The following is a 25,844-nucleotide window of genomic DNA, read 5'->3' on the forward strand; positions in this document are numbered from 1 at the left end:
GCTCTGGCCCAAGGTTTCGCTCAGCTTCGTGCTTTTCTTACTTTTGGAGTTGCTATCGTCAGCCGCGCTCCATTGCTTAGAATGGCTGCTCAAGAAGTATTCACCCGCCGAGACACGACCATGGAATATTCCCTCTACATCGCCTGCATATTGGCCCTGGGTATCATCGCGCAATGGCTAGCCTGGCGGCTTCAATTCCCCGCGATTGTACTGCTGCTGATTTTTGGCTTTGCGTTGGGGCAGTTCACGGATTTGCGATCAGGCCCCAATCAGGAATTGTTCTTCGCCTGTGTTTCTCTGGCAGTAGGAATCATTCTCTTTGAGGGGGGCCTGAGTCTGGATTTTCGTGAAATCAAAGGAGTCCGCGCCGTTGTATTCCGGCTAGTGAGCCTCGGCCTCGTGGTGACGTGGCTTTTGACTGCGTGGTTTGCTCATCGAGTTGCTGGCTTTTCTATGGAGATGTCGCTGCTGTTGGGGGCCTTGCTTACCGTCAGTGGCCCTACGGTAGTCATGCCGCTACTGAGGCAAGTTCAACCCGCCAAACGCATCGGTTCGTTGATGAAATGGGAGGGAATCGTCAACGACCCTATCGGGGCCGTCCTGGCAGCAATTGTCTTTGAACTGATTCTGCATAGATCCTCGGGAAGCATCGCCAGCGATTCGCTTGCCAGTCTGGGACTGACCTTGCTGACGGCACTCGTGCTGAGCAGCTTAACGGCGGTACTCATCCTGCAAATGCTGCGGCGCTACTGGGTTCCTGATTTCTTGCAGAATCCACTCGTCCTGGCACTGGTGATGTTGGTCTTTGCGTTATCGAATCAACTGCAGCATGAATCAGGGCTGGTCACGATTACCTTGCTCGGAGTTATTCTTGCCAATCAGCATAGTGTCCCCATCAGGCACATTGCCGAATTCAAAGAGAATCTGCGGACTTTGCTGATCTCGACGCTTTTCATCGTTCTTGCTGCCCGTATCAGAGTAGATATGCAGGCTTTGGAGATGCTGGGTTGGCGCAGCATAGCTTTCGTGGCTTTGTTGATTCTTGTCGTAAGACCACTAGCCGTTCTAATTTCGACCGTCGGAAGCGCGCTTACCTGGTCGGAGCGTCTGTTGCTCGCCTGGATGCATCCACGGGGAATCGTCGCCGCCGCGGTGAGTTCCCTGTTTGCCTTGGAAATCGTTCGTGTTCTGGGTCCCGATGATCCGCTAGCGAAGGAAGCCAACCGATTTGTCCTCACGGTTTTTCTCGTGATAGTAATCACGGTGATCGTCTATGGCCTGCCGCTTTCCTGGCTAGCTCGACGACTGGGACTCTCACGTCAAAACCCACAAGGCGTTCTGTTTGCGGGGGCTTCGCCGGCAGTTCGAGAGATCGCCCAGGCACTCAAGAAAGAAGAAATTGCCGTGATGGTCGTGGACACCAATCCCCGAAACAATTCAGCCGCCCGCATGGCAGGGCTTCCCGTCATTTTTGCGAGCATCGGTAGTGAACTGGTGCGTGAGAAGACTGATCTTGGTGGCATTGGGCGAATGCTGGCAATGACTCCGAATGACGAAGTAAATACTCTGGCTGCGATGGCATATGCAGAAAGATTCGGCAGGTCGGAAGTGTATCAGCTTGCTACGGGAGAGATATCCAATGGAAACAACGAACGCAAAGCAACCTACCGCAAGGGTCGTATCTTGTTTGCCGAACCGGTTACCTATGATGAATTGACCAAGCGATTCAATAGCGGACAACAAGTCAAGTCAACCCTCTTAAGCGAAGACTTCACTTTCACCGACTTCGTTGATCGCTACGGTGAATCGGCTTTGGTGCTATTTCGCATCGACACGGCGGGCAAACTGCTGGTAGCGACGAACGAAACTGAAATGACTCCCCAGGCAGGGCAGAAAATTATTGCCTTGGTAGATGAAGTGGAAGAGGAGTAGGCGTTGCACTTGCCGGCTAACCTTGCACCAATTCCCATCGTGCAGTAATCGGTTGGCATGCGGCGAGTAATTCTGCGGATGATCCGTATTCGCGGACTGGTGCCAATTGGGCAGCGGCTTCCATCGTCTCTACAGGTTGCTTAAACGGCCATGGATCAAAGACGATCTGCTGGCAAGCATCGCTCGCAGGGCGTATCTCACGCACCAGAATCCAGTCTTCCGCAGTGCGGAAGGGTTCGGGTGCTTTCGTAGCTCTTTCACCAGCAACCGGATAAAGCATGCATGGCCACAGGCTTAGGACGTCGAATAACTGAAGCCACTTGAGTGCCTCGCCGGCGAGTCCGAGTGTATGAACTCGCTCGTTCTGGCGATGCCAATTTGCAAACCATTCGCTTCGTTGCTGGGAAGTTTTCTGCAGCCAGGGTTTGGCAAGTGGGTGAGCCATATGGTGTTCGGAAGCTACCAGGATCGCGCTGAAGTGGCCAGCTACGACCCAGGCCCCCAAATCACTAAAAGTGCTAACTTCTTGAATTGAGTCTGTCCATATCTTGATGGAATCTTCGGCCGAAAGTTCGTCGAATGAGAGCGGGCAATGTGTTTTATCGTCGAGCGGCGGTTCAGCTTCCCATGCTAGCCAGCCATCGTCGTGATGGACGATCGCCTGAAGCAACTCTCGACGGACGACCTCGAGTGTCTCGCCCTCGGATTCAGGCACCGAGGCACCAAACTGCTCCAAGCACAACTCCGCCAAACAGCCACTCAGGCGAGCATGTTCCACCTGGGAAATCATGAGCCATTGCGGCACGCCGTCGGCAAAGACAACCTCGCGACGAATCATGGGAGCCTCCGCGATCCTTGCATGAATTCCTCTCAAGCCCGGACCGCGAAGCGGTCCGGCTTGGGAGTTTTTCGAGTAATGCTACACAGCGGCGTAGAAGCTGGAAAACTTGTCGATCGAGACGGGTTTGATCTTTCCTGCCTGGCCTGCCTGGCCGAAGCTGACCATCCGAGCGACGCAGACCTGCTTCATCGCTTCACGGGCAGGCTTGAGGTAATCGCGGGGATCAAATTTCTCGGGGGTTTCCATCAAGACCTTGCGGATCGCACCCGTGATTGCTAAGCGATTGTCGGTGTCGACATTGATCTTGCGCACACCATGCTTGATGCCGCGCTGGATTTCTTCGACAGGCACGCCCCATGTTTGCTTGAGCTCACCACCGTACTTGTTGATGATATCCTGCAGCTCTTGGGGAACGCTGCTAGAGCCATGCATCACGAGATGGCAGTTTGGCAGACGGCGATGAATCTCTTCTATACGATCCATTGCCAGCACGGAGCCCGTCGGCTTGCTCGTGAACTTGTATGCCCCGTGGCTGGTACCGATGGCAACAGCCAAGGCGTCGACTCCGGTCTCGGCAACAAATCGCTCGGCTTCGTCAGGGTCGGTCAATAGCTGATCGTGAGTGAGTGTGCCGGTTGCTCCATGGCCATCTTCCTGCTCGCCTTCTCCTGATTCGAGCGAACCGAGACAGCCGAGTTCACCTTCGACAGACACTCCCTGCTCGTGGGCTGATTCGACTACTTCCTTGGTGACCTTCACGTTGTAGTCGTAGTCGGCAGGAGTCTTGCCGTCGGCTTCCAGCGAACCATCCATCATGACGCTCGTGAAACCGTTCTCGATGGCGCTCTTGCAGGTCTCGGGGCTGTTGCCATGGTCCTGGTGCATGACGATGGGAATGCTTGGGTACAGCTCGGCAGCGGCGAGCATCAAGTGGCGGAGGTAGTTGTCCTGCGAATAGGAGCGGGCTCCCCGACTGGCCTGGACAATCACAGGCGAGTCGGTCTCTTGGGCTGCCTCCATGATCGCCTGAATCTGTTCCATATTGTTCACGTTGAAGGCTGCCAAGCCGTAGTCATTCTCGGCGGCGTGATCCAATAACAGTCGCATGGGTACCAATGGCATAACAGAAACTCCTAGGTCTTAGTTGAGCCGCTCAAGCGGCATTATGTATGGTTCGGCCTACCGCCGCATTGTAGCAAATCAGCGGGGGCTGGCGGAGGGGGTGAGAGAATCAAAGATGTCTTGAATATTGGAGTCGGAGAAAGGCGACGGAAATCACGCCAGCCGACCGATTGAATCCGTATCAGAGTGCCGCGTCCGCTAAGATTTCGCTCCGAGGGACCTGGAGCAGTCGGATCAGCACCAGCTTTTGCGCCGCTGCTCCAGATTGCTTTGAGGCGTGAAAAGCGCTTCCCAGACTGCAGTTAGAATCTGAGATGCCACTGAGGACCAAAAACTCTCCGGATGCCAGATCGACATCGATCTTCAGCTCATCGAACACTTTTCGCTCCCGAGAGGTGGTCATCAACAAAATCCCTTGATCACTGCCGGTGTAGCGATTCTTGAGATCTCCATACTGCAGTTCTGGAGTGAGCTTGATCGCCACTTTCTGCCCTGGAGTGGACTCCGCTTCCATCCTGTAAACCCCTTGCACCTGCTCGTAAGTCCGGCCCTGGAGTCCATTCTCTGAATTGATGAATACGTCCGCTTGGTCCTGCAGCTCCGAGGCCTGGATGGTGGCGTGCTCGCGGCGATTGAGTTGGAGAACTCTTCGCACAATGCGCGGGGCGGCGTTCTCGCCGGTGATGATTCGGTTGATTTCTTCCTCGGGCATTTCACTCTGCAAATTCAGTGAGCGGGAGAGCGCATCGGGTAGGGCACCGTTGATAACCCCGACTCGAAACCCGTTGCTAATCAGTTCGTTGCGAAGATCGATGTCGAGCCGCTGTTCGTCACTTGCTTGCCATACTTCGCCGAAAAGTTGCTTATCCTCCGAGGGGATCCGTACTTGAAAAATCTCGAGCGTCACTTGATCTGGTGCCGTCTTAATTGCGCGGAGAATACTCTGGGGATCGGAAACCGTCGCGGTGCTTAGCACAACTCCACAACCTGTAAGCGTAATTGCCAACAGCGCGAGCGCGCACGCTGAAATGCGCGGAATCCAATGTCGCCGTTTTTGCTCAGCAGGCATAACGAGACCGACCTGTGGTTGCAGGAGCGATAACTGGTTTCATGAAAAGGGGTAGAAGAGGCGAAAACTGTAGAAATCGCTGCTGCTTGAGTCAATGGAAACTGGTTGTGCTAGCAGCGCACCAGTTGCGGAGCAGGCCATCGGCTGCCAAAAACCTGGCCGTATTCTGCTATCAACTCGCTGAAATCGAGGGAGAGGAATTCGTACAAGTGGGCAGGGGGGTTGCGCACCAGCCATGCCTGGGCGAGACGCGCCACATGAGCGTCATAGTCGCGTTGGGAAGGGCCGTGAGCATAGTAGCGGCCGGCATGGCGGCGGAGGTCACCGTCAAAACCAGGGCCAATGTGCCACAGTTCGTGGACTACTGTCGCAAGCTTCTCTTCGAGTGAGGTATTTTGAAACCGAGGGAGGTAGAAACTCAAGAGGTAGAGGTACTCAATGCCTTGGTCATCCAAGAGCGGAGGTACTTCCCAATCGACGCCGCGAATTGTTTTGCGTTTTTCCCCTGACTCGAATCGCAGCGGCGTGAGCGAAGCGTACATGCCATGGGACACATCCTGACGTGTCTGGCTAACGCTAATGGCAACCCGACGCATGTCGATGTGGTTGAGCTCGGGCAGACGCTCGGCCATATCGTCGCAGAGCTGGCGCATCGCAAAGGTGAAATCGAATCCTGGACGAGGGCTTTCCATCGCTGTCCGACTCTGAGTTTACCCGCCGTGGTGGGAGTCGAGAATTGCCGACTCGGTGAGTCGGCCAACGTTCGAATTACTCAGCAGTTTGCTCTTCTTCAACGGCCCCGGCAGAATCTGATTCCGGTGCAGATTCAGCAACCTCATCGGCCGGAGCCGATTCGGCAGGGGAATCGTCAAACGAAGGACGTTCGCTCCGCTCTACGACACGATCACGAACCCCGACAAACTCCAAGATTGCTCGCGTACCGGCATCACCCAAACGAGGCTGTGCGAGGCGTACAATGCGGGTATAGCCACCAGGTCGGTCGGCGAAGCGAGGAGCGATTTCATCGAACAAAATGCTCACAGCCTGCTTGTCACCGAGGAGTTGAATGCAACGGCGCCGGGCGGTCACGGAGGGGGCAATGGCGTTGGCCCAGGCGTTCCAGCGGTCGCTCGTTCGCCAACTTTTCCACTCTTCGCTACCACGATCTGCGGAAGTGCTATGCTCGGCTGCCGCTTCCTGTGCTGCGAGACTCCGACGAGCTATCGTGATGCACTTCTCCACCAGCGGACGGACTTCCTTGGCCTTGGCGATCGTCGTGACGATGCGGCCCTTGACCTTGGGTGCATTGTCGTCAAACTCTGCATCACGCTCAGTGAGGATCAGGGCACTGGCCAGATTCCGCAGCAAGGCACGTTGATGATTCGGATTGCGACCGAGTTTACGGCCTTTATTTCGATGTCTCATTTTTCAGATCGCCGATTTTGCTATGTCAACCTGGTTGGTTAGCGGGTGAATTAGATGTTTGTGCTGGTCATGCTGGAGACGCTACTGCTGGGAGACGGAGGAACCCTCATGCCCAGGTGGAGACCAAGGTCACGCAGCTTCTGACGAACCTCGGCTAACGTGGTTTCCCCAAAATTGCGAACCTCAAGCAACTGATCTTCGTTTTTCGAAACCAAATCCCGCACAAACAAGATATGCTCAGCTTCCAAGCAATTGCTCGCCCGCACTGACAGGTTCAGTTCAGCGATGCTCATGTTAAACATGGCTTCAAGCGCCGAATCGAGACCCATTCCAGGACTCCCGCCGCGAGAAGGTGCATGAACTTGGGGTCCCAATTCGGTGTACTGAACGAATGGCGTGAGATGCTTTCGCAAGATCTTGGCAGCTTCAATCATTGCCATCTCAGGATTCACGCTGCCATCTGTTTGAATTTCAAGAACCAGTTTGTCATAGTTCGTCTTTTGACCAACGCGAGTTTCTTCAATGGAGTAACGCACTCGGGTAACAGGGCTATAAATCGCATCAATGGGAATGATGCCGATTTCTTGGATGTTTTCTCCATGCTCGGTGGCGGAGACATATCCTCGCCCGTTCTCGACAACCATTTCCACGATGAAAGGAACGTCGTCGGTAAGGTTGGCGATCACAAGATCCTTGTTGATCACTTCAACCGACTCATCGGTTTCAATATCGGCAGCAGTAACCACGCCCGCGGTATTGCGTTCGACTCGAAGAACCTTGGTTGTGTCGCTGTAATTCTTGACCACCAAGCTCTTGATATTCAGCACGATATCCGTGACATCTTCCAGTACACCCGGGATCGTCGTGAACTCATGCTGTGCGTTGTGCACTTTGATCTGCGTCACGGCGCTACCTTCCAGGCTGGAGAGCAGCACGCGACGGAGGCCATTACCAACCGTCGAGCCAAAGCCTCTTTCAAAAGGCTCAGCGATAAACTTGCCATAAGTAGCCGAGAGTGATTCGACTTCACAAACTACCTTGCTTGGTAGTTCCAATCCACGCCAGCGAATATGCATAAGAAACCTCTACTCAAATATGTAGCGGAAAATGTAATTTGATGTGTTTTTGTTTGGGGGCAATTGCAGACTAGCGCGAGCACAATTCGACAATCAACTGTGTCTGAATCGGCAACGAGGCATCCTCAGCAACCGGCAGGCGGCTCACGATTCCTTCGGGGATGTCCCCGGCGGAAACAGAAAGGAAGTCAGGAACGTCCCGACCATGCTCTGCCAAAACGCCACGAACAAGATCCAAACTCTTGGCTCGATTCTTGACACGGATCACGTCGCCAGTATTTACCATGCTACTGGCAATATCACAGCGACGACCATTAACCGTCACGTGACCGTGATTGACCAACTGGCGGGCCGCACTGCGACTGGCACCGAAGCCCATACGGTAGACGACGTTGTCCAAACGACGCTCCAGAAAACCCAGCAAAGCATCGCCAGTGTTTCCCCTGGAATGTACGGCCTTCTCGAAGTAGCGACGGAACTGACGCTCTAGCACGCCGTAATAGTGCTTCACTTTCTGCTTTTCACGCAAGTGAATTCCGTAATCAGTAAGCTTGCTTCGACGCGAGAGTTGCTGACCTGGAGGATTGGGCCGACGATCGATCGCACACTTCGTGGAATCGCACCGGAATCCCTTGAGAAACAACTTCATGCCGTCGCGGCGGCATAGGCGGCAAACTGGACCTGTGTATCTAGCCATGGATTAAATCTTTGACTGCTGTGGAGACGATGAAAAATTTTGTTTCTTTGATAACTGCAGTCGCTATTACACGCGACGCTTCTTACGTGGTCGACAACCATTGTGTGGCAATGGCGTTACGTCTTCGATTGATTTAACTTTGAGACCCGCTGCTTCTAAAGCAGTAATCGCGCTCTCTCGCCCGCTACCGGGTCCTTTGACCTTGACTTCAACATCCTTGACGCCAAATTTCTTGGCCTTTTCGGCAGCTTGCTGGGCAGCACTCTGACCGGCGAAAGGAGTGCTCTTGCGACTTCCTTTGAACCCACTTGTACCTGCACTCGCCCAACAGAGGGTATCACCCTTGGTGTCGGTGATTGTCACCGTGGTGTTGTTGAACGTTGCCTTGATATGAGCAAACGCGACGGTAACGTTGCGACGCACCGTTTTCTTTTTTACTTTGCTTGTCTTGACTTGCTTGGCCACTGGTAGGCGAACTCCGAACGATATGGTTTGATCGAAAAAAACTTAGGTGCCCGCAGCAATTCGAAAAATGCCGAAGGCAAAACAGAAATGTTAAAAGCCTCGCTTAGCGAAGATCCTTAACACCCTTCTTACCGGCAACTGTTTTCTTGGGACCCTTGCGTGTGCGTGCATTGGTCTTGGTCCGCTGACCACGTACGGGTAAACCTCGGCGATGACGAAGCCCCCGATAACTGGCGATGTCACGCAACCGGGAAATATTCTGACTTGTCTGGCGTCGCAGTTGACCTTCGACGACGTAATCTTTGTCTAACAAAGCCGCCAATCGTGCGACTTCATCTTCGCCCAACTCACGTGCCCGCACTTGTGGATCGATCCCCGCCTTAATACACAACTCCCGGGCGATCTTTGGACCGACTCCATAGAGATAGGTCAATGAAATCACGGTCGGGCGATCCGTCGGAATATCTACACCTAACAAACGAGGCATCTGTCACTCACTTCAAAAAAACGCGAACTGTTCTTAGACAACAATACTTAATAGCCAAACACATGAAGCTCGCCGATTGCCAGCTAGACCAACCGTCTACTAACCCTGGCGTTGCTTGTGGCGAGGATTCGAGCAGACAACGTAGACTACACCTCGTCGGCGTACCACCTTGCACTTAGCGCACATACATTTGACACTGGCTCGAACTTTCATCACTAATCTCTACTTCTCTTACTAGAAGATTGGGGCTCCCGCTGCGACCGTTGGGCACTGGCGAAACATGTGAATATAGCCCTTTTCGGTGCGTCTCTTCAAGGCCTCACACGGGCCATGCAAAGGTTTTTTCGCTGGTGGATTGGGCAATTGCGGGGGATTTGCACCTAGCCACCGGATCAAACGGCAATTTCTTTCCGTTCTGCTGGACTTGGGGCGATGGTTAGCAAAGTGGGGCCATCGGGTGTGATCGCTACGGTATGCTCAAAATGGGCACTGAATTTTCCGTCTGTAGTCACCTGCGTCCATTGATCCCGAAGGGTTTTTACCTTCTTCGTGCCAATATTGACCATGGGTTCCACTGCAATGACCAAGCCTGGCTCGATCCGGAAATCTGCACTTCCACGCAAGGAACGACTCGAATAATTTGGGACCTGAGGATCTTCGTGCATTTCACGCCCGATGCCATGTCCTACAAAACATTCAACGGTCGAAAACCCATGATCAGCCACATATTGGGCCATCTCCTCGGCGATTTGACTCCAATAGCTTTTCTCGTTCATCAATTCGATTGACAAGTCCAGAACCCTTTCGGTCACGTCGAGTAGCTGCTGGACCTCGGGACTTACACGGCCGACGGGATAGGTCTTGGCGGCGTCGCCACACCACCCGTTGAGCCTGCATCCTGTGTCAATACTTACGATATCCCCTTCACGCAGGGGACGGTTGCTAGGGATGCCATGGACAACAGCCTCGTTCACCGACATACATGTAACTGCAGGGAAAGGCTTTTTATTTTTGACCGAATTCGGGTAGTCTTTAAACAAGGGAGTAGCACCGAGATCGGAAAAGTGCTTTTCTACAGCGCGATCGATTTCAGCTGTGGTGGCACCAGGCCCGATCATCTTGCCAGCTATTTGATGCGCCTTCCAAACGGCTAAACCCGCTTGGCGCATTAAACCAATCTCTCGTGGCGATTTGAGGTGAATCATGGGAGAAATATCGCTCCACACTGGCCGGGAGCCAACGTTCCTTACAAAAATCCTGTGCGTCGTTATCCCTGAATGGGCTCTACGCTTTTGATTGCGGCAAGCATGCGTCCAAAGACTTCATCAGGACTACCCAAACCATCAATTCTATGCAGCTTGCTGCGACCTTGGTAGTAATCCAATAACGGGCGGGTAAGGTCATCGTAAGCCCTCAATCGCTTCTTAACGACCTCTTGAGAGTCGTCCGCACGGCCTCGCCCTGCTAGTCTGCGTTGCAATTCTTCGAACGGAACATAAAGTTCCAGAACAATCTCCAGGGGACTCCGCCGCTCAGCAAGCCACTGATCCAGTGCTTCAGCTTGCGGCACGGTTCGAGGAAAACCATCGATAATGCAACCTTCGGCGCAATCGGGGTCGTCCAACCGTTGAAAAAGAATCTGTTCCACCAGCTTGTCAGGAACAAGCTTTCCTTGCTTCATGAACTTGGCCGACTCGATGCCAAGTTCTGTACCTTTGGCGGTGGCATCTCGAAGCATGGCACCAGTCGAGAGAGGGGGCACATTCAAATGCTTTGCTAGCCGCACGGACTGAGTCCCTTTGCCAGCACCCGGCGGCCCAATAAAAACAATCCGCATGACAAACTCAGGTCCCCAGAATATCACGCGACTATCGCGCAGTAGTTTAGCATCAGTTCGGTCGGCCAGCCGCCTAAGATTTTTCTAGCAGTCCCGAGTAGTTACGCATAACCAAGTGACTGTCGATTTTTTGCACTAAATCGAAAGCTACACTCACGGCAATCAGAAGTCCCGTTCCACCATAGAAGCTCGCCAAGCGATAGGGGACTCCCATTGAAGTCGAAATTACTGTCGGAATAATAGCCACCAGGGCCAAGAATCCCGCACCAACATAGGTGATGCGGAACATCACCTTTTCCAAATAATCACTGGTTCGCTTTCCTGGTCTATAGCCGGGAATAAAAGAACCGTAGTTCTTGAGATTGTCTGCTACGTCTTTTGGATTGAAAGTAATCGCGGTCCAGAAATAGCAGAAAAAGTAGATCAGTGCGACATAAAACAGCACATAGGTCAACGAATCTCGGGAGAAGGCATCGCTAGCCCAGCTGAAGAAGTTATCCCACAAGCCATCTGCTTTCCAAGGAATATTGTTCAACTGAGTGAATATCAGGGCCGGCAACATCAATAAGCTACTGGCAAAGATAATCGGCATAACGCCGGACTGATTCACTTTGAGAGGGAGATACTGCCGCGTACCGCCATAAACTTTGCGACCTCGCACATGCTTGGCACTCTGCATGGGGATCCGCCGCTGTCCGAGAGTGATATAGACCACTCCCGCCACGACAGCGACAAACATGACCGCCAACATGAGCAACTGTTCAATGCCCAGCTTTCCACCTGCACCACCACCCAACTCCAGCGAGGCTTGCTTGATCAGTTCATATCCAGCACCAGGCATGGCAGCCAAAATACCTGCCATGATCAAGAGGCTGATACCGTTGCCGATGCCAAATTCATCGATCTGTTCGCCGATCCACATCAAGAACACGGTGCCCGCCGTCATGGTAAGTACGGCCACCACTTTCCAGCTAAACATAAGCGAGCCGGTATCGGGATTGAGATACGCAGCATCTACCAGTTGCATAGGGACAATGTACGCATTCACGTAGACCCAGCTTTGAATAACACAGATCAAGACGGTCGCGTAGCGCGTGTATTCGTTAATTTTCTTCCTGCCGGCCTCCCCTTCTTTTTGCAAAGCTTCCAACGGCGGATAAACGCTCCCCAAAAGCTGAAAGATAATCGAGGCAGAAATGTACGGCATAATCCCCAAGCCAAAGATTGTTACTTGGGTAAGTTGGCTAGCACTAAAGACGGCTACTTGCTGCAGCACATCGGTCATGCCACCGGATTGACCACTCGTGGCCGAAGCCTGCACTTTGACAGGGTCAACAATTGGAAGCGGAATCTGAAAACCAAGTCGATAGATGGCTAACAGGCCCAGTGTGAGCAAAATCTTCCGGCGCAACTCCGGAATCTGCCAAATGACGCGAAATTTTTCCCACATAGCTCCATCCTAATCGGAATTGAAAATTGCAGATTGGATAATTTCAACCTGACCAATTTCAGGACTTTTTCGCTTGCCTTTTTGCCCGTTGTTTTACAGCGACTGGTGTCTTCCCCGGAAGCACAACCTTCTCACACCCAGCTTTCTCGATTTTTTCGATCGCAGACTTGCTGAACTGATGAGCATGGATTTTTAACTTCTTCGTCAATTCACCATCGCCCAGCACCTTCAACAGATCGAACCGTCCCTTGGCCAGGTTCTTGGCTTCCAGTGCTTCAAGGGTGACTTCCTCACCAGCAGCAAAAGCTTTATCTAGCTGTCCAACATTGACGACGGCTACTTCTAGGCCGAATTGGTTATGAAAACCTCGCTTGGGAACACGGCGCACCAGCGGAGTCATGCCACCCACCCAAATGGAGAGACTTGACACTCCCGAACGAGAGCCCTGGCCTTTGTGGCCACGACCTGCGGTCTTGCCGTGTCCGCTGCCTGGGCCACGACCCAAACGTTTGCGTTTCTTGTTTTTTTGAATGCCGCGATGGACATCGTTGAGAATCATGACAGTGTCACTCCGCGTAAGCGTTCTACATCTACCTGGGGACGCAATTGTTCCAAAGCACCCAAGGTCGCCTTCACTAAAGTGACAGGATTCGTCGACCCAAAGCTCTTGGTGAGAATATCATGGATGCCGGCAGCTTCGCAGACGGCACGCACTGCCGAGCCTGCGATCACACCTGTACCAGCAGAGGCAGGAACCAGAATCACTCGTGCGGCACCGTAATGCCCTTTGACAACATGGGGAATCGTGGAATCCTGCCGGGCCACGGTTACCATGCTTCGCATACCTTCCTTCACAGCCTTTTCAACACTGGGAGGGACTTCGTTGGCCTTGCCATAGCCCCAGCCGACCTTGCCGTTGCCATCGCCGACAACCACCATCGCTGCAAAGCTAAAACGGCGACCGCCCTTGACCACAGCGGAGCAGCGCTTGATCTTGACGACCTTTTCCATCAGCTCGCCGGCGCGTGGGCCATCATCTTCTTTTTTTTGTCTTCCTCGACCGGGACCAGCCACGATAGGTTTACTCCAGAAATTGGTATTTGGTTTGTGTTTGCTTGCGAGTTAGTGGGTTACGCATACCAGAGGCTTACGCCACCGGGTTGCTTTATTAAAACTGTAATCCGGCTTCACGTGCTGCGTTGGCTAAAGCTGCTACACGACCATGGTACTTGCACGAACCACGATCAAAACTGACTTCCTTCACGCCCTTAGCTGTTGCCCGCTCGGCGATCAGCTTTCCAATCGCTTCGGCGGCAGCACAGTTGCCACCATACTTCAGGCTCTTTGCCAGCGACTTGTCGTTTGTCGAAGCGCTTGCCAGGGTAACTCCAGCAACATCGTCAACCACCTGCACCGTAATGTGACGTAAGGTACGATTGACGCACAGGCGGGGCCTGTCTTCGGTACCACGAACGCGCTTACGAACACGATAGGTCCGACGCAGACGTTGCTTGCCGAGTGCTTTGTTATGGTCCATGGTTTTTCTCGTTGTGCTATTTTGTATGCCTGTCTCTGAAGAGGCTCGGCTCCAAACTTATTTCGCCGTCTTACCTGCCTTGCGCCGCACTTGCTCACCTTCGTAGCGAATCCCCTTGCCCTTGTAAGGCTCCGGTTTCCGTACAGCTCGAACTTCGGCTGCAAATTGCCCGACTTTTTGCTTATCTATGCCTCGAACCACCACGTGCGTTTGATCCGGGCAAGTAACTTCCACGCCTGCAGGAATTGGCTTCTGGATCTCGTTGGCGAAGCCAACTCGCAACTGCAATACGTTGTTCTGAATGGCACCCAGGTAGCCGACTCCGTGAATCTCGAGTTTCTTCTCGTAGCCTTCGGAGACACCCACCACCATGTTCTGAATGAGGGCGCGAGTCAGACCATGCAAGGCTCGACCTTCACGATTCTCTTCTTTGCGAGTAACGTTTACTTCTTTGCCATCTTCCGCCACTTCTACGGCCACTTCGGGGCGGTGCGACCACACGAGCTTGCCAAGTTTTCCCTCGACAGTAATCTCGCGCTGCGAAACGCCTACCTTGACTCCGGAAGGAACAGCAATTGGTTTTTTTCCGATTCGGGACATTATTAAGCTCTTAGCTATTAGTCGTTAGCTATTAGGAAGTAATTGCAGCCAACCTCTGGCTAATTACTAACTGCTAATAGGTAACACCTTCCTTACCATAGTTCACACAATACTTCGCCGCCCAGATTCTTTTGGCGTGCTTCACGATCACTGATCACCCCACGACTGGTGCTGATGATCGAAATCCCTAAACCGTTGAGGATAGGACGCAACTCCGTGGCGCGACTATAAACACGTCGACCAGGCTTACTCACCCGCTTGATATGGCGGATGACACGTTCGCCGTTCGGACCATACTTCAAGTCGATACACAGCTGAGATCCCGGGGTATTGGAGGCATCTTCCTCGCGCCAATCCCAGATGTAACCTTCACGCTTGAGCACTTCGGCAACGCCGCGTTTTACCTTGGAATGAGGCATTTCGACGACAGGCCGCTCAATGCAAACTGCATTGCGAATGCGTGTGAGCATGTCGGCAATTGGATCGGTCATCATAGTCTTCTGGTCCCCCTACAGGGTTGTACTTTCACACTCTAAATAAAAGCTTGTTACCAACTGGCCTTTTTGACGCCGGGAATTAGTCCTCGATCCGCCAACTTCCGGAAGCAAATACGACAGATGCCAAATTTACGATAAACGGCGCGCGGCCTGCCACATAGCTTGCAACGCGATTCGATCCGCGATGAAAACTTTGGCTTTCGTTCGGCCTTTGCGATTTTCGATTTACTTGCCACGTGACTTGCAGTCCTTTCAATGATTCGTTGATTCTAAAAAGTGGGAGAATCAATAACTTTTCTAGTTTTGCTTTTCTTCTTCGGTTCGAAACGGCATACCAAAACTACTCAGCATCTCGCGCGATTCATCGTCTGACGAAGTAGAGCAACACAAGGCAATATTCATCCCTTGCGGCCGGGTATACTTATCTGGATTGAGCTCTGGAAATACCAACTGTTCATTGAGCCCTAGGCTGTAATTGCCCTGTCTGTCAAATGCTTTGGGATTGAGCCCGCGAAAGTCCCTCACACGAGGAAGAACGATCGAGATCAAGCGATCCAGAAACTCGTACATTCGCTGACCTCGCAAGGTCACTTTGCAACCGATAGGCGATCCCTCGCGGAGTTTAAACGCCGCCACCGATTTTCGTGCCCGACATACCATTGGCTTTTGGCCAGTAATTTCAGTTAGTGCAGAAAGAGCGTCTTCCATGTGCTTCTTGTCAGAAATGGCGCTTCCTACACCCATACTGACAACTATTTTCTGCAACTTAGGCAGGGAATGAGGATTCTTCCGTCCAAGCTTTTCAGCCAGGCCGGGAAGGATCTCTTTCTGATACTGTTCTTGTAAGCGAGCTGACATGGGACGATCGTTCTTAATTACTTGTAATACGAGCTGGATTTTACTGGCCGCGACTTAGCCGCAGGCGAATTCTTTACTTCTTGGCGTGACCTTTGTGAGCGGGCGAAATTTCACCTGCACTTGCATTGCACTTCTTGCAAAAGCGTTCCTTGGCCCCCGCATCGCTGAACCGGGCTCCCAAGCGAGTTCGTGAGCCACAGGACTCACAGACGTACAACAAATTGGACAATTGTACGGGCATTTCCTTGCTCAGCCGACCACCCTGGGGATGCTTCTGGCTACGACGCACGTGCTTATAAACACGGTTGACGTTCTCAACCAAAGCCTTACCCGTTTCACGGTTGACTTGAATCACACGGCTCTTGGTGCCGCGATCGGCGCCAGCAATGACTTCAACGTTGTCTCCGGTACGAATCAACATAGCTATATGACCTCGTTGGCAAGGCTGACGATTTTCATGAACTTCCGCTCGCGTAGTTCCCGAGCTACCGCACCGAAAATTCGCGTGCCGCGTGGATTGTTGTCTTTGTCGATCAACACGACGGCGTTCGAATCGAATCGCACATAGCTGCCGTCGGAGCGTCGCGTTGGGTATTTTGCCCGGACGATGACTCCTCGAACCACGGTTTTTTTCTTAACGTCACTCCCTGGGATAACGCTTTTCACGCTGCAAACGATCACGTCACCCAGATGGGCAAAGCGCCGGCGGCTTCCTCCCAATACTTTGACACACATCACTTCCTTGGCGCCGGTATTGTCGGCCACGGCAAGGCGACTTTGCATCTGGATCATGATTTAAGCCTCTAACGACTTGGATTAATAAATATTAATAACGACTGACGGGATTCTGAACTAATTCTGACCATCCTCGGCAGCTGCTTGTTCCAGCTTGGCGGCAGCACGCATTGCGACAATATCCACCTGCTGGTTCTCAGCCACAACTCGCACTAAATCCCAGCGCTTGAGCTTGGACTTGGGGGGGCACTCGATGATCTCGACCGTGTCTCCCAAGTTCGATTCGTTGTTCTCATCATGGACATGACAAACCGTGCGACGATGAATGTACTTGCCGAACTTGGGGTGCTTGACCAGACGGCCAATTTCCACGCGTCGACTCTTATTCATCTTGTCACTGGTTACGACACCAATTAGTTGTTTCTTTGGCATTTGTTAGCTCTCAGCTATCGGCGAACAATTTGCAGTTGCTGCACTTGGTTTTATGATGCGGTTTCCGCAACGGCCGAGCTCGCTCTTTCGGTTTGAATGGTCCTAATTCGAGCAATCAATCGGCGCTGCTTCCGCAATTCGCTGGGGGCATCCAGACGATCTGTCTGGGCCTGCACACGAAAACGGAATAGGTTTTCTACGGCTTCATTGAGCGTCAGCTCTAGCTGCTCATCGCTCATGTCGCGTAATTCTTTGGCTTTAGTCATTGTTAGTTATTAGCTGTTAGTCGTTAGCTTTTAGCTGTGTCTTACTAACAGCTAATCGCTAGCACCTAATTACTAGGTCCTTTTCACCATACGAACACGGATGGGCATCTTGTGTGCCAGGCGGGCCAGGCAAATACGCGCGGCCTGCTCGGTCACGCCCGATACCTCGTAGAGGACAGTTCCCGGTCGGACTACAGCCGCCCAGAAATCGGGTTCTCCTTTGCCTTTTCCCATTCTCGTTTCCAAAGGAATGGATGTAATCGACTTATGAGGGAAGATGCGTATATACAGCTTTCCTTCACCACGCACATACTGCTGTGCGGCGATACGTCCTGCCTCGATCGTCTGGGCACTAATCCACCCCCCCTCCATAGCTTGCAAACCGAATTCGCCGAAGACGACACGGTTTCCACGGGTGGCGTTACCTCTTATACGACCTCTTTGGCTTTTTCTGTGCTTGACCCTCTTGGGCATCAGCGCCATCGATCTCGTCCTCGTACATACCTTGGTTAATCCAAACTTGAACGCCAATATGACCCTGTGCCGTCTTGGCCTCCACAAATCCGTAGTCAATTTTTGCCCGCAAGGTACTTAGCGGAATCGATCCGGAAATCTGCTTTTCACGGCGGGCCATTTCAGCACCACCCAAGCGGCCAGCCAGTTGCACTTTAATGCCCTTGGCTCCCGCTTCCATTGTCTGTTCGATCGAGCGTTTCATCGTACGGCGGAAACTCGAACGCTTGGCTAGCTGCTCGGCAATGTCTTCGGCCACAAGCTGCGCCTGCAACTCGGGGCGAGAAACTTCTTCGATCTTAATGTTGATCCGCCGACCCACCAGGGCCTGCAATTCGTCTTGCAATTGCTCGACTTCCTGCCCCTTGCGACCGATAATCACACCCGGACGAGCAGCAAACAAGATCACCTTCACTTCGTCGCGAGTCCGCTCGATCTCCACCTTGGGGATGCCGGCAAATTTGTATTTTTGGTGCACGAATTTACGAATCTTATGATCTTCGACCAACAGATCCGAAAACTCTTTCTTCGAGGCATACCAGCGGCTCTTCCAGCCCAGCATGATGCCTGTGCGAAAACCAATTGGATTGACTTTTTGACCCATGTTTTTTTACTGGTCGCTCAAGCGAACCAGTCCGTCGAGTGTTATTCGATTGATACGTGGATGTGTGCGAAACGTTTCTTGATAATGTGTGCCATACCTCGGGCGCGAGGTCGGACCCGCTTGAACATGGGGCCTCCATCTACGCGGGCATCAACAACACGCAGGCCACCCAAATTGGGCGCCCGAAGGTCTTCGGCGTTGCCCATGGCACTTTTGAGCACCTTCTCCAACATCCTCGCCCCTCGCTGGGGCTGGTAACGCAGGATGGACAGTGCATCGTCAACCTTTTTGCCGCGAATCAATTGCGCCAAGGGACGAACCTTTGTTGCACTAATGCGGGCATGTCGATGTGTTGCTGTGTATGCCATTTTTTAGCTCTTAGCAGTTGGTTGTTAGCTGTTAGTGAGAAAGCTTTTCCTAGAAAGCTAACGACCAATAGCTAACAGCTTCCCTTATTTCTTGCCGCCCTTGCCACCGTGGCCACGGAAATTTCGCGTTGGAGAAAACTCACCCAACTTGTGACCGACCATATCTTCTGTAACAAACACTTTGAGGTGTTGCTTGCCGTTGTGAACCATGAATGTGTGGCCCACGAATTCAGGAATGATCGTACACGCCCGAGCCCATGTCGTGATCGGCTCCTTGCGTCCCGAGTCATTTTGCTTGTCGACCTTAATGTAGAGTTTGGGATCGACAAAAGGACCTTTCTTCAGTGAGCGACTCATAGTTAGCCTCTAGCTATTAGCCGTTAGTCGTTAGTAAATATTTGCGTAACCTATTCTGGCCAACTACTAATGACTAACGACCAACACCTCTCTTTAGTTTTTCGGTAATTTCAATTGACCATATCGACGACTCTTACGCCGACGGATGATCGCCTTATTGGATGCCTTGCGACGACTTCGTGTAGCTCCACCCTTGGCACTCTGACCCTCGGGGCTCACTGGGTGACGACCACCTTTGGTGCGACCTTCACCACCACCATGGGGATGGTCGATCGGATTCATCGCTGTACCTCGCACGTGAGGTCGACGGCCCATCCAGCGCTTGCGACCCGCCTTACCCAATACGATGCTGCTGTGATCGCCATTGCTCGTCGTGCCAACAGTGGCCCGACATGCAGAAGGAATACGGCGAATTTCACCACTGGGCAGCGAAATTTGAGCCCAATCCGACTCACGAGCCATCAGTGTGGCATGGGTTCCAGCACTGCGACACAGCACACCCCCACGACCCTCACGCAACTCAACATTATGCACCTCTGTTCCCAGCGGCATCTTGGCCAGCGGGAGACAATTCCCCACCTTGGCAGGAGCCTCAGATCCGCTCTGCACATTATCACCCTGCTTCAAGCCATCCGGTGCGATAATGTATCGCTTCTCACCATCGGCGTAGTGCAACAAGGCAATGCGAGCTGAACGATTGGGGTCGTACTGAATCGAATCCACCTTAGCGGGAACGCCGTCCTTATTGCGACGGAAATCAATCAAGCGATACCGCTGCTTGTGACCGCCACCCCGATGGCGTGTCGTGATCTTCCCCTGATTATTGCGACCACCCTTCTTTGGCTTCGGACGCAACAAGCTCTTCTCTGGCTTTGCGCCTGGAGTAAGCTCTGCGAAATCGCTCACCGACGCTCCGCGACGGCCAGGTGTAGTCGGCTTGTATTTTCGGATACCCATAATTAGTTGCGAGCTTCGAGTTGAGAGTTGCGAGCCATGAAACTCGCGACTCGCAACTCACGACTCGCGCCTTATCTTAAAACAATTCGATTCGATGCTCGTCGTCGAGCGTCACGATGGCTTTTTTCCAGTCTTTCGTATAACCGAGATGCATTTTCGTGCGCCGCGGCTTTCCTTTTCGGTTCTGCGTATGCACCTTCAAAACACGCACCTCAAACAGCTCCTCGATGGCTCGCTTCACATCCTGCTTGGTAGCCAAGCGATTGATCTCAAAAGCGTAGGCATTATTGCGAGTCGATCGATGCATACCCTTTTCCGTAACCAATGGCTTCAAAATCACCTGGTGCGGTTCAAGGATAATGCTCGTTGCTTGGGGAATATGTCTGGGCATAATCTTATCTTACTTAAGCGACTAATCTTGCTTGCTTGCACCATTGGCTGATGCATTTGATTTCAATTGGTCGAGGGCCTCGGTGGTAATCACCAACCTGCGGGCGGACAATACACTCAAGGCATTTAACTCCGCGGCAGGCGACACAGAAACCTTCTGAATGTTTCGCGCACTCTTATATACATTCGGTGAGTAACCCGCCGTCGCAATCAAAAGCGACTCACCCTGACAACCCAAGTGACCGAGCACACCGGCCATTTCCCGGGTTTTTGGCTCGGAAAACTCCAGCTTGTCGATCAACGTGATTTCATCATCTCTAATTTTCGAGGCGATCGCCATTCGCGTAGCTAAACGCAATGCCTTGCGGGGAAGCGAATACGAGTAGTCGCGATTGTTAATGGCGTGAATATGCCCACCACCAGTCCGGATACCACTTCGCCTCGACCCGGCACGGGCATTACCAGTGCCTTTTTGTCGGTACAGCTTCTTGGTCGTACCTGCGACCATACTGCGAGTCTTGGTCTGGTGCGAACCTTGCCGCTGATTGGCCTGATACATTACGACCGCGTCGTGCAAAAGCTGCTTATTGATGCGCGGAGCGAAATCGGTCGGCTCGACAGTGTAGGTGCCGACCTTTTTACCTTTTGCATCGTGTACAGTTAGTTTTGGCATTGTCTCTTAATCCAACTACAACTAGCCGCTGAAGCGACAAGTCCGTCCTATAGCTTGTTACTTTTCTTGACTACGACATACCCACCGTTGGGCCCGGGCACGGCACCTTTAACCAAAAGCAAGTTGTTCTCTGCGTCGATCCGCACGATCTTTTGATTGCGAACCGTGCAACGTGCTGCACCATACTGGCCAGGCATCTTCACACCCTTCATCAGACGACTTGGAGTCGCACTGCAACCGGTACCTCCCATATGGCGATGACACTTCTTCACGCCGTGAGTTGCCCTCTGACCTGCGAAATTATGACGCTTCATAGCACCCGAGAAACCCCGCCCCTTACTGGTGCCAACGACGTCTACGGTTGCAATGCCTTGAAATGCGTCGACACTTACCTGACCACCCACATCAAGGTCGCCAGCAGGCCCGCGAATCTCGCGAATATATCGCTTGGGCTCACAATTGGCCTTAGCGAGCAATTCCACGCCAGCAGCAGCACGCTTCTTACTGCGCTTACTGTCTAATTTCGCGACCTGCCCACGTTGCGCGCGGGAGGCCAGGCGACGAGGCTTATCGAGGTAGCCCAACTGAACAGCCTCATAGCCATCGCGGTCGGTTGAGCGGACCTGAAGAACATCGCAAGGCCCAGCCTGAAGAATGGTCACGGGCACTGACTGGCCAGATTCATCAAAAATCTGGGTCATACCGATCTTCCGACCCAGTATTCCGACAACTTTTTCGTCTTTAGCCATGTAAGTGATCCCTAGACAATGATCCGCTGTCGCAGTATTGGTCCGAAGTCAGTTTGCCGCTGCCGCAGGAGACACTCACCGCAGCGAGGCTTACCTACGCAACATCCGTTGCATGTAAATTACCCAGATTTATCCGGATAGGAATTGTTGTTTTTTTCTTAGGCTGTCGTAGCCTTGATCTTAATATCGACACCCGCAGGAAGACTTAGCTTGTTGAGGGCTTCAATGGTCTTGGCCGTAGCCTGGACGATGTCGATCAGTCTCTTATGGGTTCGAATCTCAAACTGTTGACGCGCCTTCTTGTCGACATGAGGACCGGACAAAACGGTGTAACGCTCTATCCTCGTTGGCAACGGTATAGGGCCATGCACCTCGGAGTTGGTGCGCTTAGCAGTGTCCACGATCTCCAGGGCACTCTGATCCAAGACCGAGTGATCGTAGGCTTCCATCCGAATACGAATAACTTCCTTAGCAGCGGCCACGCTTATTCCCCACCAACAGGACTCGACACCCAAATATCAAAGAACAAATTCGCTCGAACACACTGACGACAATGTGTTGTGGCGAATCGCAGATTTTAGATCAGAACCGATAATGGGTCAATGGGCTCAACACGAGAGATTCAGAATTATTCTTTGGTGCAGCGATGCGACCCTAACAGCTGGGGTGAGTGGGTGAACTTTGTCGCAAGGCGAATGCGATTGGCAGCAGTAAACATACAGGGGGCATTTGCCACCCGCTCGCCGAGAATCATTGGCGAGCGGGACGGCGTAAGCCTTGCGCTCCATCGCAAATCTAACCGCCGACTCAAGCCTGTGCGCAATCAGAAAAAGATTCGCAATTCTCATTTTTCGCACTTGTAGTGCGTTAAATAATCGCTATGTTATTGCTGTTGAGAGTCAGTATCAATTTAATAAGCCCTTTATTCTAAGCACCCGGAATTTACCTGCTCATGACGAAAATGCTCACAAGAACGCTGTATGCCCTAATTTTTGGGCTATTCTCACTGACAATCACCACCCCCGCCAATGCGGATTTTGCCGCCCCACAGTCCTGGAACCGTGGCGATGTGAATACCACCTACCAACATTGGGATTTCTTTGACTCTTACCCCACAGACAGCACGCCCGACGTGGGTAACATCAACCCAAGTGGTACGGCATCGCTCACGGAAACCACGGGGACAGCCTTGCCATTGGGTTCAGGAAACATCTACGGCGCTGCTTCGGCCGCCCAATTCGTCGTCACGATCCCTGAGCAGGATATTCCGAGTTACGACCTCACCGCTCTGGTGCAGATAAAGGTCGGTGGTACGGAACTAGATGTGAGCAGTCTCGCTCTTAATTCGCTCGCGCCGGTGAAGCATAACGAGTTATCCCGTGTGGAAATTCCTGGCCGTGGCGCTACGGTAGAGCATCAATTCCTCTTCCAAGTGTCTTATGCCAACTACGGCGATGGTGTGGGACCAGACGTTACGGACCTCACACTCAACTTTGGTGCCGTCGAAGCCATGTTGAGTCTCGACCAGGTCTCCATCGATACAGCAATTCAGCCCTCTGGGTTTTTCCCAGAAAGAATTCCCGAGCCTTCGTCAGCATTGCTTGGATTATTGGCAGGCGCGGGAGTCCTGCTGCGTCGACGCAATCTTCTGCTCGGAGCGGTTGGATGAATTCTGTGTTGCGTGAAATCGAGCGACATTTACGACCAGCTCAAATGCTAGCCGCAGGGCTAATTGTCTTGATGGCAAATCCGGCAAGGGCAGATTCCGCAACTTGGGCTGCCCCTGACTTCGATCTGTGGTCTTACCAGTTTAATACAGACCCTGGAATCCGAGGTACGGGCCCGACTTTTCGCGGAGAATTTGCGCTCGATGGCAATCAGTTCGTGCCGGAAACTGCTGCGGATCCGGCCCGTCGGTCTTCCAACATCATTGCCTTCGACACATCGAGTGACATCTCTCCCGGTTTACCAGCGACTTCCTACGAGATTGAATTGGTCACGATGACGCTCAAGTTGCGAAATAGTTCGTTCGGGACAGAACCGATCCAATATAGCGAGACTCCCGAAACGCCAGTTGCTGCCCTCACAGAAGCCATGGGGGGAAGCTGGAGCGTGGCACGCCCCATCGAATTGTTCGGCGTGGGCTTAACCCAAGGGTATACTGATTTTGACTTCGGCCCAAACGACCCCGAAGACCTTTTGCTTTCGGAGGGCGATTTCCCTTACACCGCCGCTGGGTATATTGCCTATCCACTTGCCGGGAACAGCAGCGACCCAGGGCAATATGTGGACGTGTCTAACAATATCACCGGGGGCTATAGTGCGACGGCAGTGGGCAACACGGCTTCTCCCTTCGATGCCGCTCCTTGGGCCATTGGCAAGGTACCTGGGCTTGTCCATGGAGACCCCGTCGCCAACAACACGATCTTTACTTTTGAGATCAATCTGGCCGAGGTGGGTGTTGAGCAGTACCTGCAAGAATCGCTGGCCAACGGATCTTTGGCGTTTGCGGTTTCGTCTCTACACGCGGCTTCGCAGCCTGGCACAGGCGGTTTTAGCGAATACCCTCAGTGGTTTCTGAAAGAAGCAGTCGGTCATAATATTGGGGGAGCCGAGGCGGCGACGCTGCAGATCGATTACTCGATCATCGAACAGAACCAGCCGGGTGATTTCGATAGTGATGAGGATGTCGATGGCCGAGATTTCTTGATTTGGCAGCGAGGGGGCTCGAATAGCTTCTTGGGCGCCGATGACCTCAGCGACTGGCAGCTACATTACGGCACGAACTCGACTGCTACCACCCTAGACACATCGACACCATCTTTTATGGTTTCTGTACCCGAGCCTACTTCACTAATGCTAGTGATATTCGGTGTCATTATGAACCTCACTTCTAGGATGCCATTAACCGGAGAGCGGCAATGACCTTGGCCAAGCATTCCAGCTACCAGAACTGCGATACTCGCATTACAATTGCTGCGCGACGTGGTTTCACTCTTGTGGAGCTGTTGGTTGTTATTGCGATCATCGGCGTGTTGGTTGCCTTGTTGTTTCCCGCAATCCAAACCGCTCGCGAAGCTGCGCGACGTTGCAGTTGCCGGAATAATCTACGTCAGGTCGGCATCGCAACTCAAAACTTTCACGACGCCCACAAGCACCTCCCACCACCGAAGGTGGGTGGTAGCGCGACGAGCAACCTGGGCAGTACGTTTGTCTTGCTGCTACCTTATCTCGAACAAACGAGCATGTCTGCTCAGTATGATTTAACTAAATCCGTTGCTTCGCCCGAGAACCTGCCGATTACAACTGCTCCCTTTGACGTATTCATGTGTCCGTCGCTGAGCCCACCCAATTACTCCGTGGGAAGTGACTGTGGTGAACTACTTGCTCCCGGGAGCTACATGATTTCGACACGTTCGGACTACTATCAGCTCAATGATGGTGCTTTCGCCCAACCCGCCGAACTCGATGAATATAACCTGGGGATGAAAGACATCGCCGACGGCACCTCGCACACTCTTTTGGTTGGTGAAACTAATTTCGCCTTCGCCGATAAAATGGAGGCTCCATGTTCATCTGCGGGAATCGTCACCTTTGGTAAAATGACTGGTTTTGCCTGGGCTGATAGCTATTGGCTTAAGGCCTGGGGCCATATGGCCGCTGAAAACCCTCATCTCTACAACAACTCTAAACAGTTCATTGCCCCTGATAGCAATCGTACCTACAGGAGTGATCATCCTGGCGGCGTTCATTTCGCTTTGCTTGATGGGAGTGTTAGATTTCTTCGCGATGAGGTTGAACCAGGAATTCGCAGAGCACTCGTTACCCGCGCCGGCGGCGAACTCGACCATTCATTTTAGTCTCCCGTCGACGACAAGCGTCGTCGGCTTGTTTTTACTCACCAGAA

Annotated in this window: 37 protein-coding genes; 4 read left to right on the forward strand and 33 right to left on the reverse strand. The window is 52.6% G+C overall.

All coding sequences use genetic code 11. From position 1 onward, the window contains the following. Positions 1 to 81: 81 nt before the first annotated feature. Positions 82 to 1,932 carry a cation:proton antiporter gene (locus tag Pr1d_RS04605; RefSeq protein WP_148072430.1) on the forward strand — a complete coding sequence of 617 codons (1,851 nt, stop codon included), beginning with the start codon at positions 82 to 84 and terminating at the stop codon, positions 1,930 to 1,932. Between the two features lie 16 nt (positions 1,933 to 1,948). Here Pr1d_RS04605 and Pr1d_RS04610 read toward each other — a convergent pair whose 3' ends face one another. The 33 genes from Pr1d_RS04610 to rpsJ all read right to left on the reverse strand — a co-directional run bounded on the left by Pr1d_RS04610 (position 1,949) and on the right by rpsJ (position 22,419). Further along, complete coding sequence (locus Pr1d_RS04610) at positions 1,949 to 2,770, reverse strand: DUF3891 family protein (RefSeq protein WP_148072431.1); 822 nt, start codon at positions 2,768 to 2,770, stop codon at positions 1,949 to 1,951. A gap of 81 nt (positions 2,771 to 2,851) precedes the next feature. After that, positions 2,852 to 3,895: a class II fructose-bisphosphate aldolase gene (gene fba, locus Pr1d_RS04615; protein ID WP_148072432.1), complete on the reverse strand. Its 1,044-nt coding sequence runs from the start codon at positions 3,893 to 3,895 to the stop codon at positions 2,852 to 2,854. A gap of 181 nt (positions 3,896 to 4,076) precedes the next feature. Continuing rightward, on the reverse strand, positions 4,077 to 4,964 hold the full coding sequence (locus Pr1d_RS04620; protein WP_148072433.1) for a hypothetical protein: 888 nt from the start codon (positions 4,962 to 4,964) through the stop codon (positions 4,077 to 4,079). Between the two features lie 110 nt (positions 4,965 to 5,074). Next, a complete protein-coding gene (locus tag Pr1d_RS04625; protein ID WP_148072434.1) occupies positions 5,075 to 5,656 on the reverse strand; it encodes a putative metallopeptidase in 582 nt (193 codons plus the stop codon). 76 nt (positions 5,657 to 5,732) lie between these two features. Next, entirely contained in the window at positions 5,733 to 6,389 is a 657-nt protein-coding gene (locus Pr1d_RS04630) for a bL17 family ribosomal protein (protein WP_148072435.1), read from the reverse strand. A gap of 50 nt (positions 6,390 to 6,439) precedes the next feature. Further along, positions 6,440 to 7,465 (reverse strand): DNA-directed RNA polymerase subunit alpha, encoded by a 1,026-nt coding sequence (locus Pr1d_RS04635; RefSeq protein ID WP_148072436.1) that lies wholly within the window; start codon positions 7,463 to 7,465, stop codon positions 6,440 to 6,442. A 70-nt stretch (positions 7,466 to 7,535) separates the two neighbouring features. Next, the gene (gene rpsD, locus Pr1d_RS04640; RefSeq protein ID WP_148072437.1) at positions 7,536 to 8,162 is read right to left on the reverse strand and encodes a 30S ribosomal protein S4; all 627 of its coding nucleotides are present in this window, start codon (positions 8,160 to 8,162) and stop codon (positions 7,536 to 7,538) included. A 66-nt stretch (positions 8,163 to 8,228) separates the two neighbouring features. Continuing rightward, positions 8,229 to 8,627, reverse strand: coding sequence for a 30S ribosomal protein S11 (rpsK, locus tag Pr1d_RS04645; RefSeq protein WP_146447555.1), 399 nt, complete (start codon positions 8,625 to 8,627; stop codon positions 8,229 to 8,231). A 103-nt stretch (positions 8,628 to 8,730) separates the two neighbouring features. Then, positions 8,731 to 9,114, reverse strand: a complete 384-nt coding sequence (gene rpsM, locus Pr1d_RS04650) for a 30S ribosomal protein S13 (protein ID WP_148072438.1) — start codon at positions 9,112 to 9,114, stop codon at positions 8,731 to 8,733. Positions 9,115 to 9,213: 99 nt separating this feature from the next. After that, the gene (gene rpmJ / locus Pr1d_RS04655; protein WP_148072439.1) at positions 9,214 to 9,327 is read right to left on the reverse strand and encodes a 50S ribosomal protein L36; all 114 of its coding nucleotides are present in this window, start codon (positions 9,325 to 9,327) and stop codon (positions 9,214 to 9,216) included. A gap of 179 nt (positions 9,328 to 9,506) precedes the next feature. Beyond that, complete coding sequence (gene map, locus Pr1d_RS04660) at positions 9,507 to 10,319, reverse strand: type I methionyl aminopeptidase (RefSeq protein WP_148072440.1); 813 nt, start codon at positions 10,317 to 10,319, stop codon at positions 9,507 to 9,509. A 62-nt stretch (positions 10,320 to 10,381) separates the two neighbouring features. Continuing rightward, positions 10,382 to 10,951, reverse strand: coding sequence for an adenylate kinase (locus Pr1d_RS04665; RefSeq protein WP_148072441.1), 570 nt, complete (start codon positions 10,949 to 10,951; stop codon positions 10,382 to 10,384). A 73-nt stretch (positions 10,952 to 11,024) separates the two neighbouring features. Next, entirely contained in the window at positions 11,025 to 12,401 is a 1,377-nt protein-coding gene (gene secY, locus Pr1d_RS04670; protein ID WP_148072442.1) for a preprotein translocase subunit SecY, read from the reverse strand. 58 nt (positions 12,402 to 12,459) lie between these two features. After that, complete coding sequence (gene rplO, locus Pr1d_RS04675; RefSeq protein ID WP_148072443.1) at positions 12,460 to 12,960, reverse strand: 50S ribosomal protein L15; 501 nt, start codon at positions 12,958 to 12,960, stop codon at positions 12,460 to 12,462. Continuing rightward, positions 12,957 to 13,412 (reverse strand): 30S ribosomal protein S5, encoded by a 456-nt coding sequence (gene rpsE, locus Pr1d_RS04680; protein WP_148076257.1) that lies wholly within the window; start codon positions 13,410 to 13,412, stop codon positions 12,957 to 12,959. Before rpsE ends, rplO begins: the two co-directional genes overlap by 4 nt. 157 nt (positions 13,413 to 13,569) lie before the next feature. Next, entirely contained in the window at positions 13,570 to 13,938 is a 369-nt protein-coding gene (rplR, locus tag Pr1d_RS04685) for a 50S ribosomal protein L18 (RefSeq protein WP_148072444.1), read from the reverse strand. Between the two features lie 57 nt (positions 13,939 to 13,995). After that, a complete protein-coding gene (rplF, locus tag Pr1d_RS04690; RefSeq protein WP_148072445.1) occupies positions 13,996 to 14,538 on the reverse strand; it encodes a 50S ribosomal protein L6 in 543 nt (180 codons plus the stop codon). A 92-nt stretch (positions 14,539 to 14,630) separates the two neighbouring features. Next, a complete protein-coding gene (gene rpsH / locus Pr1d_RS04695; protein ID WP_148072446.1) occupies positions 14,631 to 15,032 on the reverse strand; it encodes a 30S ribosomal protein S8 in 402 nt (133 codons plus the stop codon). A gap of 53 nt (positions 15,033 to 15,085) precedes the next feature. Next, positions 15,086 to 15,271, reverse strand: a complete 186-nt coding sequence (locus Pr1d_RS04700; RefSeq protein WP_148072447.1) for a type Z 30S ribosomal protein S14 — start codon at positions 15,269 to 15,271, stop codon at positions 15,086 to 15,088. Positions 15,272 to 15,332: 61 nt separating this feature from the next. Continuing rightward, on the reverse strand, positions 15,333 to 15,893 hold the full coding sequence (rplE, locus tag Pr1d_RS04705; RefSeq protein ID WP_148072448.1) for a 50S ribosomal protein L5: 561 nt from the start codon (positions 15,891 to 15,893) through the stop codon (positions 15,333 to 15,335). 73 nt (positions 15,894 to 15,966) lie between these two features. Beyond that, positions 15,967 to 16,314 (reverse strand): 50S ribosomal protein L24, encoded by a 348-nt coding sequence (rplX, locus tag Pr1d_RS04710; protein ID WP_148072449.1) that lies wholly within the window; start codon positions 16,312 to 16,314, stop codon positions 15,967 to 15,969. Between the two features lie 2 nt (positions 16,315 to 16,316). Then, a complete protein-coding gene (gene rplN / locus Pr1d_RS04715; protein WP_148072450.1) occupies positions 16,317 to 16,685 on the reverse strand; it encodes a 50S ribosomal protein L14 in 369 nt (122 codons plus the stop codon). Between the two features lie 60 nt (positions 16,686 to 16,745). Next, the gene (gene rpsQ, locus Pr1d_RS04720; RefSeq protein WP_148072451.1) at positions 16,746 to 17,060 is read right to left on the reverse strand and encodes a 30S ribosomal protein S17; all 315 of its coding nucleotides are present in this window, start codon (positions 17,058 to 17,060) and stop codon (positions 16,746 to 16,748) included. Positions 17,061 to 17,110: 50 nt separating this feature from the next. Further along, positions 17,111 to 17,326, reverse strand: a complete 216-nt coding sequence (rpmC, locus tag Pr1d_RS04725) for a 50S ribosomal protein L29 (RefSeq protein ID WP_148072452.1) — start codon at positions 17,324 to 17,326, stop codon at positions 17,111 to 17,113. 72 nt (positions 17,327 to 17,398) lie between these two features. Beyond that, the gene (gene rplP, locus Pr1d_RS04730; protein ID WP_148072453.1) at positions 17,399 to 17,809 is read right to left on the reverse strand and encodes a 50S ribosomal protein L16; all 411 of its coding nucleotides are present in this window, start codon (positions 17,807 to 17,809) and stop codon (positions 17,399 to 17,401) included. Then, entirely contained in the window at positions 17,748 to 18,443 is a 696-nt protein-coding gene (rpsC, locus tag Pr1d_RS04735; protein ID WP_148072454.1) for a 30S ribosomal protein S3, read from the reverse strand. Before rpsC ends, rplP begins: the two co-directional genes overlap by 62 nt. Positions 18,444 to 18,484: 41 nt before the next feature. Then, complete coding sequence (gene rplV, locus Pr1d_RS04740) at positions 18,485 to 18,811, reverse strand: 50S ribosomal protein L22 (protein ID WP_148072455.1); 327 nt, start codon at positions 18,809 to 18,811, stop codon at positions 18,485 to 18,487. Positions 18,812 to 18,895: 84 nt separating this feature from the next. Further along, a complete protein-coding gene (rpsS, locus tag Pr1d_RS04745; RefSeq protein ID WP_148072456.1) occupies positions 18,896 to 19,168 on the reverse strand; it encodes a 30S ribosomal protein S19 in 273 nt (90 codons plus the stop codon). A gap of 93 nt (positions 19,169 to 19,261) precedes the next feature. Continuing rightward, the gene (rplB, locus tag Pr1d_RS04750) at positions 19,262 to 20,125 is read right to left on the reverse strand and encodes a 50S ribosomal protein L2 (RefSeq protein WP_148072457.1); all 864 of its coding nucleotides are present in this window, start codon (positions 20,123 to 20,125) and stop codon (positions 19,262 to 19,264) included. A 76-nt stretch (positions 20,126 to 20,201) separates the two neighbouring features. Then, entirely contained in the window at positions 20,202 to 20,516 is a 315-nt protein-coding gene (rplW, locus tag Pr1d_RS04755; protein WP_148072458.1) for a 50S ribosomal protein L23, read from the reverse strand. Between the two features lie 21 nt (positions 20,517 to 20,537). Beyond that, the gene (gene rplD / locus Pr1d_RS04760; protein ID WP_148072459.1) at positions 20,538 to 21,188 is read right to left on the reverse strand and encodes a 50S ribosomal protein L4; all 651 of its coding nucleotides are present in this window, start codon (positions 21,186 to 21,188) and stop codon (positions 20,538 to 20,540) included. A gap of 47 nt (positions 21,189 to 21,235) precedes the next feature. Next, positions 21,236 to 21,889: a 50S ribosomal protein L3 gene (rplC, locus tag Pr1d_RS04765; protein ID WP_210417983.1), complete on the reverse strand. Its 654-nt coding sequence runs from the start codon at positions 21,887 to 21,889 to the stop codon at positions 21,236 to 21,238. A gap of 206 nt (positions 21,890 to 22,095) precedes the next feature. Next, positions 22,096 to 22,419, reverse strand: a complete 324-nt coding sequence (gene rpsJ / locus Pr1d_RS04770) for a 30S ribosomal protein S10 (RefSeq protein WP_148072461.1) — start codon at positions 22,417 to 22,419, stop codon at positions 22,096 to 22,098. A 470-nt stretch (positions 22,420 to 22,889) separates the two neighbouring features. Here rpsJ and Pr1d_RS04775 point away from each other — a divergent pair, with 470 nt between their 5' ends. From Pr1d_RS04775 to Pr1d_RS04785, 3 genes are read left to right on the forward strand one after another with little or no spacing between them, the layout of a single operon-like run. Continuing rightward, positions 22,890 to 23,606, forward strand: a complete 717-nt coding sequence (locus Pr1d_RS04775; RefSeq protein WP_148072462.1) for a PEP-CTERM sorting domain-containing protein — start codon at positions 22,890 to 22,892, stop codon at positions 23,604 to 23,606. Next, positions 23,603 to 24,862, forward strand: coding sequence for a hypothetical protein (locus Pr1d_RS04780; RefSeq protein WP_148072463.1), 1,260 nt, complete (start codon positions 23,603 to 23,605; stop codon positions 24,860 to 24,862). Before Pr1d_RS04775 ends, Pr1d_RS04780 begins: the two co-directional genes overlap by 4 nt. Then, the gene (locus Pr1d_RS04785) at positions 24,859 to 25,797 is read left to right on the forward strand and encodes a DUF1559 domain-containing protein (protein ID WP_148072464.1); all 939 of its coding nucleotides are present in this window, start codon (positions 24,859 to 24,861) and stop codon (positions 25,795 to 25,797) included. The genes Pr1d_RS04780 and Pr1d_RS04785 overlap by 4 nt, the downstream gene beginning before the upstream one ends. Positions 25,798 to 25,844 lie beyond the last annotated feature (47 nt).

The organism is Bythopirellula goksoeyrii, assembly GCF_008065115.1.
GTDB classification, from domain to species: domain Bacteria; phylum Planctomycetota; class Planctomycetia; order Pirellulales; family Lacipirellulaceae; genus Bythopirellula; species Bythopirellula goksoeyrii.